This window comes from Marinococcus tarijensis, from assembly GCF_054971385.1.
Genome location: NZ_JBQOJA010000051.1, coordinates 1 through 8,934, shown reverse-complemented (window position 1 = coordinate 8,934; position 8,934 = coordinate 1). Strand labels below are relative to the sequence as shown.

The 8,934-nt window shown below is 40.1% G+C and carries 12 protein-coding genes; 3 read left to right on the top strand and 9 right to left on the bottom strand.

Annotated elements, in window-relative coordinates:
• Positions 1-276 precede the first annotated feature (276 nt).
• Complete coding sequence (locus ACTTK7_RS16600) at positions 277-822, top strand: TetR/AcrR family transcriptional regulator (protein WP_022793522.1); 546 nt, start codon at positions 277-279, stop codon at positions 820-822.
• Positions 823-885: 63 nt separating this feature from the next.
• Complete coding sequence (locus ACTTK7_RS16595; RefSeq protein WP_462869211.1) at positions 886-2,064, top strand: MFS transporter; 1,179 nt, start codon at positions 886-888, stop codon at positions 2,062-2,064.
• Between the two features lie 54 nt (positions 2,065-2,118).
• Here the strand turns inward: ACTTK7_RS16595 and ACTTK7_RS16590 are convergent, their stop codons facing one another.
• On the bottom strand, positions 2,119-2,436 hold the full coding sequence (locus ACTTK7_RS16590) for a DMT family transporter (RefSeq protein ID WP_462869210.1): 318 nt from the start codon (positions 2,434-2,436) through the stop codon (positions 2,119-2,121).
• Positions 2,436-2,783, bottom strand: a complete 348-nt coding sequence (locus tag ACTTK7_RS16585) for a DMT family transporter (protein WP_462869209.1) — start codon at positions 2,781-2,783, stop codon at positions 2,436-2,438. Before ACTTK7_RS16585 ends, ACTTK7_RS16590 begins: the two co-directional genes overlap by 1 nt.
• 36 nt (positions 2,784-2,819) lie before the next feature.
• Between ACTTK7_RS16585 and ACTTK7_RS16580 the strand changes: the two genes are divergently transcribed.
• Positions 2,820-3,653, top strand: a complete 834-nt coding sequence (locus tag ACTTK7_RS16580) for a LysR family transcriptional regulator (RefSeq protein WP_462869208.1) — start codon at positions 2,820-2,822, stop codon at positions 3,651-3,653.
• 172 nt (positions 3,654-3,825) lie between these two features.
• Here the strand turns inward: ACTTK7_RS16580 and ACTTK7_RS16575 are convergent, their stop codons facing one another.
• The 7 genes from ACTTK7_RS16575 to ACTTK7_RS16545 form a co-directional block, all read right to left on the bottom strand.
• Entirely contained in the window at positions 3,826-4,047 is a 222-nt protein-coding gene (locus ACTTK7_RS16575) for a helix-turn-helix domain-containing protein (protein WP_462869207.1), read from the bottom strand.
• An 11-nt stretch (positions 4,048-4,058) separates the two neighbouring features.
• A complete protein-coding gene (locus tag ACTTK7_RS16570) occupies positions 4,059-4,541 on the bottom strand; it encodes a DUF2975 domain-containing protein (RefSeq protein WP_462869206.1) in 483 nt (160 codons plus the stop codon).
• Positions 4,542-4,728: 187 nt separating this feature from the next.
• The gene (locus tag ACTTK7_RS16565) at positions 4,729-6,141 is read right to left on the bottom strand and encodes a restriction endonuclease (protein WP_462869205.1); all 1,413 of its coding nucleotides are present in this window, start codon (positions 6,139-6,141) and stop codon (positions 4,729-4,731) included.
• 71 nt (positions 6,142-6,212) lie between these two features.
• Positions 6,213-6,392: a hypothetical protein gene (locus tag ACTTK7_RS16560; RefSeq protein ID WP_462869204.1), complete on the bottom strand. Its 180-nt coding sequence runs from the start codon at positions 6,390-6,392 to the stop codon at positions 6,213-6,215.
• A 269-nt stretch (positions 6,393-6,661) separates the two neighbouring features.
• A complete protein-coding gene (locus ACTTK7_RS16555) occupies positions 6,662-6,940 on the bottom strand; it encodes a hypothetical protein (protein WP_462869203.1) in 279 nt (92 codons plus the stop codon).
• A 75-nt stretch (positions 6,941-7,015) separates the two neighbouring features.
• Positions 7,016-7,585, bottom strand: coding sequence for a class I SAM-dependent methyltransferase (locus ACTTK7_RS16550; RefSeq protein ID WP_462869212.1), 570 nt, complete (start codon positions 7,583-7,585; stop codon positions 7,016-7,018).
• 253 nt (positions 7,586-7,838) lie between these two features.
• Positions 7,839-8,711 (bottom strand): DMT family transporter, encoded by an 873-nt coding sequence (locus tag ACTTK7_RS16545; RefSeq protein ID WP_462869202.1) that lies wholly within the window; start codon positions 8,709-8,711, stop codon positions 7,839-7,841.
• Positions 8,712-8,934 lie beyond the last annotated feature (223 nt).

Sequence of the window (8,934 nt, the reverse complement as noted above, 5' to 3'; positions counted from 1 at the left end):
TCGGCTAACTTCATTCTACTAGAAAAGGACTTCCTTTTTTCGTGTTCGCTCGTTTACACAAAATATTTTACGCTCTCTTTTATTTCTACAGTATCCCTTACCTATTAAAATTTTCGTTATTTCTCAGGCATTTCAAAATAATCCTTAATTATATTTTATCATTTCACGGGAATGTCTTTCGATTTTCCCCGTAAACAATTAAAAAGAATGACAGATTAACGCTTCCGATGGTATCCTAAATTATAATAAACGTTCTACATAATAAAGGAGTATTCAATGGCTATTTCTGCGAAAAAAAAGGCACTTTTAACAGTATCGGAAAGACTTTTTTATGAACACGGCTTTCGCGGCGTCGGTCTGAAGCAAATTATTCAGGAGGCGGACGTTGCAACGATGACACTGTATAATCATTTTTCGTCCAAGGAGCATTTAGTTGAAGAAGTGTTGAAGCAGCGGGAAGAAAGATATTGGTCTTATCTGGACAACTTCGTTCGTGACGAGAATGATCATCCCTTTATCACTGTCGTCAAAGCACACGGAACCTGGCTTAAGGAAGAATCCTATAAGGGGGACATGTTTCTGAGGGCCATTGAAGATTACGCCGGCACCGATAACAGCATTGAAAGTATTGCACGTTCACATAAAGAAAAATTACTGCAGTATTTACAGCAGTCAGCGGTTCGTCTTGGTGAAGAAAATCACAATGATTTCGCCCATTATTTTACCCTGCTGCTTGAAGGCACAACATCGATGACAACGCTCATAGGCGCTGAACAGGCGACCGAATATTCACTAGCTATGGCAAAAAAAATAGTTACCTAGCAGCCTTATTTTTTTATCATTTTATTATAAAGGTCGTTCTATCTAAAAGGAGGTTTATGGAAATTGCGCTTTTCTGCACTAGTCGCCCCGGGAATTATTATGATTGCTGTCGCTTACGGCCTGGCCCGGTTCAGTTATGGACTGCTTCTGCCAGGTATCAGTGAAGACCTGGGCATGAGCCCTTCTACTTCCGGTTTTATTTCGTCACTATTTTATTTTTCCTATTGCTTTGCCATTGTCGCTGCCACGGTATTTACCACAGAAAAAGGCCCGCGGGGGATGGTCCTCGCTGCCGGCGCTTCTGCTTTTCTCGGCCTGGTGATGATGAGTGTAAGCCCAAACGTTTGGTTTCTTGGAGGTGGCGTTTTGCTTGCCGGAGCCAGCACAGGATTTGTTTCGCCTCCATACGGAGCTGCAATTTCTCTCTGGCTTAAGGAAAAGCAGCAGGGCAAAGCTAACACGTGGATTAATTCCGGCACGAGTATGGGCCTTGCGCTTTCAGGGGCCGGAGCTCTCTTCCTCGCATCCGAATGGCGGCTGACGTATATGATCTATGCGGGTATTGCTCTAATAGCATTTATATGGAATGCGAAAATGATTCCTTCCCTTGGTCCAAAGCCGAAAGTAATGTTCGAGCGGGGGAGGTTCTCTTTTCGGGACGTGGAAGGAGCAATTCCTTTAGTCGTCTGTTCCACCATTTTAGGAATTTCCACTGCTGCTTTCTGGACATTTTCTGTCGACTTTTTATCCTCCACCAATCAGTACGGCAGCAGTGAAACCTCCCTTTTTTGGGTTATTATCGGGGCTTCAGGGGTGTTGGGCGGTTTTTCCGGTGCTTTAATCGAAAAACTGGGTCTCCCCTTTGCTTACAAATGGGCGAGTCTGGTTATCGGTACCTCCTCCTTACTGCTTGCCCTGTTTCCTAAACAATGGGCACTGGTTTATCTGTCAGCTGCATGCTTTGGTTCCTCCTACATTTTTATTACCGGCGTCTTAATGGTCTGGGGGATACGGGTATTCATCAACAATGCTTCTCTTGGGATCGGCACTCCTTTTTTACTCCTTGCACTCGGCCAGGTGCTTGGTTCTTTCTTTGCTGGTGCGTTGATCGGAGCATTTAATTATTCCTGGGCCTTCGCTGTCTACGGAGGCGTCGGAGTGTTTGCGATGGCTCTTGGGCCGAGAAAAATTAAAAAGAATCCACGACGGGCTTATCAGCAGGCTGATCAATATTATCTTTAAATTTCAGAATACAACTAAGAGCAAAGGTGAAATACACCTCTGCTCTTGATTTATTTAACTTTCGAGATGCAGCATCAAAACGCCAGCTAAGATTAATGTCAGGGATACAAGTTTTTTTCTCGTGAGCGGCTCCTGAAAATAAAGAACACCTAGTATTGCCGTTGCAGCAACCATTACCCCCGACCATATCGCGTACGCGATACTGATCTCCATATATTGAATGCTTAAGGTCAGAAAATAGATACAGCCAAGAAAAAACAAATACGCACTAGCACTTGGCAGCTTTCTTTGAAATCCCATGGATAATTTCACCGCCAGGTTTGCGATAACAGCAAATACCAGGCTTATCGTTAACAATAAGGCGCCCATCATCAAGCAGCTCCTTTATCATCATTTTGCCGTTCGGGAATGTTAAGTCCTATCATTCCTGCCACTACACATAATACCCCACCGACTTTTATCATAGACATACTTTCCTGAAAGAAAACAGAACCAATCAAAACAATCAGCACCGTTCCTCCTCCCGCCCATAAGGCATTTACAATTCCTAACTCATAGTTATTAGTAAGAATAATGTAGCAGCTGAGTGCTATAGTGTAACAAAAGGCAACTATAAGAGTGCCCTCCAGGTTGTCAAAACCATTCGCCACTTTCATATAAGCGGCGCCTATCACTTCTAAAACAATAGCAAAACTCAGTAAAGTGTAGTATTTTAGCATAGAAACTCCTTTTACTCTTAGAATGGAGGTGAACAGATGAATATACGCATGCTGGATTATTTCCTGACTGTCGCCCAGGAAAAAAACATTTCCAGAGCTTCCAAAAAATTATTTATTTCCCAGCCGGCTTTAAGCAAACAAATTAAACAGTTAGAAAATATGCTGGGCTTTACCCTTTTCGTCCGCTCATCTCACGGTATGACGTTAACCCATAAGGGAGAAAAGCTGTATGAAGATATTGAGCCTCTCGTGAACCAGCTGCAGTCACGTATGAAAAAGCATACGGAAAATAGAATCATCCATCTCGGAGCTGATCCTTTACTGGCCTCCCACTATTTTCCGCAGCATATGGAAACGTTCATGCCTTTTCGCATACAGCTCACATATATCAAAGAGGATACGATTGATTTGCTGCCACTACTTAGTGCAGGAAAAATCGACGCGGCTATAGTTCAGGACCAGGCTTCTTACCAGGGCCTATCGTCTGTTTTTTTATTTCATGACGAGTTTTTTGCAGCAGTCCCTGCCACCCACCCGCTGGCTCAGTTTGACCGTCTTTCTATGACACAATGCTTTCAATATTCGCAAATACTTACCCCATTCACCCCGCTGTACCAGCGAATAACCCGGTTGATGGAAGACTATAAGGTTCAGGCCCCTTCCATTGTTGAAGTGCCCTATAATGCTATTGTGGGATTTGTTGCGCAGGGGTACGGCATTTCCTACCTTCCTTCTATGATCGTCCAGAAGGTTGATTACAGGGGAGTGGTCTTTATCCCGTTGCAGGATGCGCCTCTTTACCGCGACATGTATCTTTTTGCTACGGACCGGTCCTATCTGGAAATGCTGCGAAACGGATTCGATCTATAAACAGTGTAATTGTATATTCGTAACACGCATAATGTCTGTTCCTGATATAGACATAACCAAAAGTTATATCTAATCTAAGACTCCATTTATTAAATAAAAGGAGCCCTGCAGAAAAACTATATAACATAAAAAACGACTGCGATGGAATTTGCAGTCGTTCTTATATTTAAAATTAATTTTTGGACTCCTCATCATCCCGATATTCCAAAATATCTCCAGGCTGGCACTCCAGCGCTTTGCATATTGCTTCGAGTGTAGAGAACCGTATCGCTTTTGCTTTGCCATTTTTAAGTATTGAAAGGTTTGCCATCGTAATGCCGACCTTTTCCGAAAGTTCGGTTACGCTCATTTTTCTTTTCGCAAGCATTACATCAATGTTGATGATCACTGCCACTAGCTTTCACCTCAGACCGTTAAATCATTTTCAGATTTTATATCTATCGCATGCTGAAATAATTTTTGAAGAACCGCAGCAAATACGGCCACTGCTGCAGGAGCAAATACAAAGCCTGCTCCAATAAGGATAAGCCCCGGGGCGTCATCTAATTCAGCGAAGATGTAAAACAGCGGCATTCCTGCTGCATACAGACCGCTGATAATAACTGCACAGTACTTAATCACTTTTAAAGCTTTAAGAGCCAACTCTGAGAACGCTTTGTTTTTGTCAATGTAATTCAATAGTTTAAATGCCTGATACAGGGCGGCAAAGAAAGGAATAGCCGCTGCATACATGACAGCTAGAATCCTGTACATAACGTAAGCAAACCCCGTCTCACTTCCCGAAGCCTCTCTGGCTATTGCCGGCAGGCCAAATAAACATAATGCGAGTATCGGCAGCCCAATACAAATCACAGCTATCTTTAAAAAGATCGTGGAGCCCCGTTTCATAAAAAGCACCTCCTTGTTGATGCTTTTATTTTATCATTAAATTTATTGATAATCGATAAATTTTTATTTCTAATCACATTTAATAGAAATTTATGTAGATAAAAACAGATAGCTATTTCTTATTTAATCAAGATAAAAGAGACAGTAGTGATCTTAACCACCTCTGCCTCTTATATCTATTTTATAACTATTCTCTTTTTTCCATTTCTTTCATTTCTTTCTTTGCTGCTATTAGATCAATTTTCGCTTTATACCCGTGTTTTTCCAGCATATGCAAAAGATTGCTTCCATTAAGAAGTGTAAGTGGTTTATCCTTCGCAAAGTTATAAGCATCCGGTCCGTAGTCGGCTGTAGACACTAAAATACCTTTAATAGCCCCTTCATTCAGAACTGTCCCATACAAATCCCGAACCGCTGATACATCTACAGCATTCGTATATCGTTTGGCCTGAATAACCATCCTTCCTCCTCTAATTGGGTCGGGATCAAAAGCGATCGCGTCCACTCCACCGTCTCTACTTGCCTGCGTAATATTAACCTCTCCACCGCTTTGATTAAATTCTTTCTCAAAAATTTCTCTAATCAAATTTTCAAAATCCTGCCAATCCATGCTGGCAATATTTTCGTGTTCCTCTATTCCATCAGCTACATCATAAGAAGAAACAAACCTTGGATCATTCCGATCTATTTTCATAATAGGTGCCACTGGAGCGAGGCTATGTAGTTGACTGCTGCCGATACCCTTTAAATTTTTAAAACACATTTTTGGATCTACTTGAGCCAAATTGATAGTTAAGAATTCTTCTTTATTAGCCTGTACAGATAAAATAGAAGCGTTCACTTCCAGACCTGTGGCCCTATCTACGGAACGCACCCATCCATTAAAAATAATAGCATCTAATGCGTCAACCACATCTGCTTCATATAATTCATGCAACGAACGAAGGGTAATTTTGTACAGCAACTGATCATATAACTTTTTTTCAACTGCAGCTGATACATGCACTGGTTTAAATTCGTCTCTGGATTGAACGTATTTCATTTCTTTCAGTTTGGGCATGTCTTCAGGAGAAGGAAGCGAATAATCAACTACCAACACTTTAGACTCTGGATTATATTCCACATCAAACTCTTGCGGAAATGCATCTGGGTATTGAGAATTTGCTAACACCATATCGCAATAATCTACAATAGCTGTCGGTTGTTTATTCATATAATTTTCTTTTTGCTTCGATACAGCTTTATTAATTTCTTCACGTTGATCCTCGAAGATTTTTTTATCTTTCTCCCATTGATTCAGCTTTTTTTCATATATAAGCTCTATTTCTTTATTTTCCTGGTTTATTTTTTCCTTTTCTTTTCTCCACGCGTCAATATCACTGTGAAACTTCTTGGTCATCTCATCTTCCTTTTTCTCTCTTAAGGACCTAAACCATTGTTCAAAAATATTTAATAAAGGTTCATATTTATGATCTGTCTCTTGGGGTTTTTTTGGAATTGGTTTTTGGGCCGGCTTTTTTGGAGGCAGTATGGAATATGTAGAATGATCTTTTAATCCTTCCCAATCAATAGCGTCATGCCGCGAAAGAGTAAAAAGCAAAGTATTTTCGACATTTTGAAGAATCTCCTGTGCTTCTTCAGTTTGTTGCGTTGCTAAAGCTTTCTTTTCTTCTATTTTCTCCGCTTGTTTATTTTTTTCTTTTGCTCTAACTCTTTAGCTACTTTTTTATCCCACATTTCCCGCCATTGATTCAGTTGTGCTTGTGCTTTTTGATCCACGACATTTGGGTCTGTTCCCCGGATCAATCGATATTTATGTAATCCTTCGTGTTTAATCTCTCTTTCGTACATAATATTCCCCCCTGTAGTATAAAGATCCTCAAATTATATATTCTTATCAATTCTCTATGAGATATAAAACACTAAAATTTAATTACTATTATTTTAACACCACACCTACTTTATTCCTATGTATTTCCTTATTCTTGAGTTCACATACTTTACAGGCTCCCACTCGCTATTATAATTCTATATAATTAAATTAGAAGCTTCTTATTAAGAATGATAAAAAACCCTCTTCACACAAAGAGGGTTTCAACAATGAGTTAAATTTGTTTGTACTACAAATGCTCTTTAATCTTTTGAATGACCTGGTTGGTAGCGTCTTCTCCGTCCTTCGCTAACAGCGGGTCTACTTCAATATAATTTGCCCGGTTGGTTAATTGTTCGGCCCATCCAATAAAAACATTTTCTTCTTTGTCCTTTTCTACAATAGATATTTCCCAATGAACGCTTTTATCCTCTCTCTTTAGTTCAAAGTAATACTTTGCTATAGGCATTAAAAGCGCTTCGGCCTGCCCGTCAAACTGCTCTTCTAAACTTTCCGGCTGATCAGCCATTATAATAATCCTCCTGTTTAAACACTGGCGTGGAATATAATTTGAAGCAGCAAAAATGTAGTTGCTTCTCCCTCTTTATTTCCGTTTATGAACTTTATTAATCATTGAATGTGTAAATTCGTACGGGAAATAAACTGATTTTAAATCAATTAGTCTCTCATTCTCATACTGTCTGCCCGGCTTAGTCCAAAGCAGATAAAGATTTCCCAGTTGAACCTGTTCATGTTTTACAATTTGCAGCTTTGAAGCCTCGACTATTTTTAAAATATCCCGGTCATGATGACAACCGTATAATTTTAAAAGTAAAGGATTCAGGTAATGCTGCAGCCTCCGCAGGCCTTTATTATTCATTAACCCATGCTCAAGCAGCAGAATCTGACCCTCCTGCCTGCACCATGTGTTTAAAAGATTCAATACCAGGACTGGGTCTTTATAGCAGCATAACGTTCCTGTAGAAAGAATTGTATCAAATGTATTTTCCGGAAATGATAAATGCTCTATTTCAGATAAAATAAAATCAGCATTTATTTTGTATTCTTTTGCCCCGGCCGCTGCTGCTTCGAGCATATCCGGACTAAAATCAACACCGGTATAATCAGAGTCCGAAGGCAGAAAAGCATAATTCATCCCTGCCCCAACCGCGATTTCAAGTGTTTTTCCCTTTACAGAACCTCATATCTTTCTTCTCCATTTATTATCTGCTTCATTTTTTCTATGCTTTTCATGCTTAAGAGCCTGTTTGTTGAATTTCTGCACCAATTCTTTATTGTTCATTTTCAGTCCTCCGCTATTTGCCATGCAGTTATGGTTCAGAGATGACTGTTATTAAAATATAGAATCTTTCACTTCGATTATACTATTTTCTATTCTTTCTGTTCGTTAAATTTTCTCTTCATTTCTACAGCTGATATGCTTTTTGCTGCTGAATTAAAAACAATCCGACACCAGAAAGCACGATGATCCCGCCGATGATCTGGAGAATGACAACCTCTTCCCCGAGAATGAAAAAAGCCAGAATGGTAGCCCCAACCGGCTCTCCCAGAATCGTCATGGAAATGGTGGACGTGTTAATAAAATTCAACAGGTGATTGTAAATAACATGGGCAATCGTCGGGAGAATCGCAAGCAGCATAAATATCTGCCATTCTTCAGCCCCGTATCCCCGCACCGGCACGCCCGAAGCTGTATTAAAAATATGCAGAGATATCCCTGCTACAAAAAACACAATAAAGCTGTACAGCCAGTGCGATACCCGCTTTACGACACGTTGGCCGATTAATAAATAAACAACCACCGCTATCACGCTTAAAAAGGAAAGCAGGTTACCGAGTAATGCAGAGCTGCTGCTGCGCCCAAGGTCACCCAGACCAATAATCACTACCCCAAAAATCGACAGGCTGATCGTGATCAGCTGCGGGACACTGATTCGTTCTTTATAAATCAAAAAGCCCCCAACAAGAGCTACTACTGGCTGCAGAGCCAGAATAATAGTGGAGCTTGCCACCGTCGTCAGCTTTAATGAGCCAAACCAAAGCGCAAAATGCATACCAAGAAAAACACCTGAAAAGACGAAAAGTATCCATTCCTGTTTTTTAATGTTTTTGAACTCATGCCTCTTTATCCAGACAAACGGCAGCAAAAATAAACTGGCAATATACATGCGGTACATACTGAGAATAGTCGCCGGCGCCTCCGACCATTTCACAAATATCGCCGCAAAGGAAATCGCGATAATAGATACTATCAGTAAAAATGCTGTTGATTTATTCATCCTTTCTTCTCTCCATCCTTTATCATCATCTCTTTTTATTTTGACATAAAGAATCGTATCAAATCAGCGTTTAAAATTCCGGTATATAATTTCCTATTTTCAACTGCTTTTTTTCCGGTGCTTAACTACCTAAAAATATTTCATATTCTTGAATTGTAATATTAAGTGCAACACCTAAAAAATAAAAAACACCCATGGTATCCCAGTGTAAAATGAAAGTACC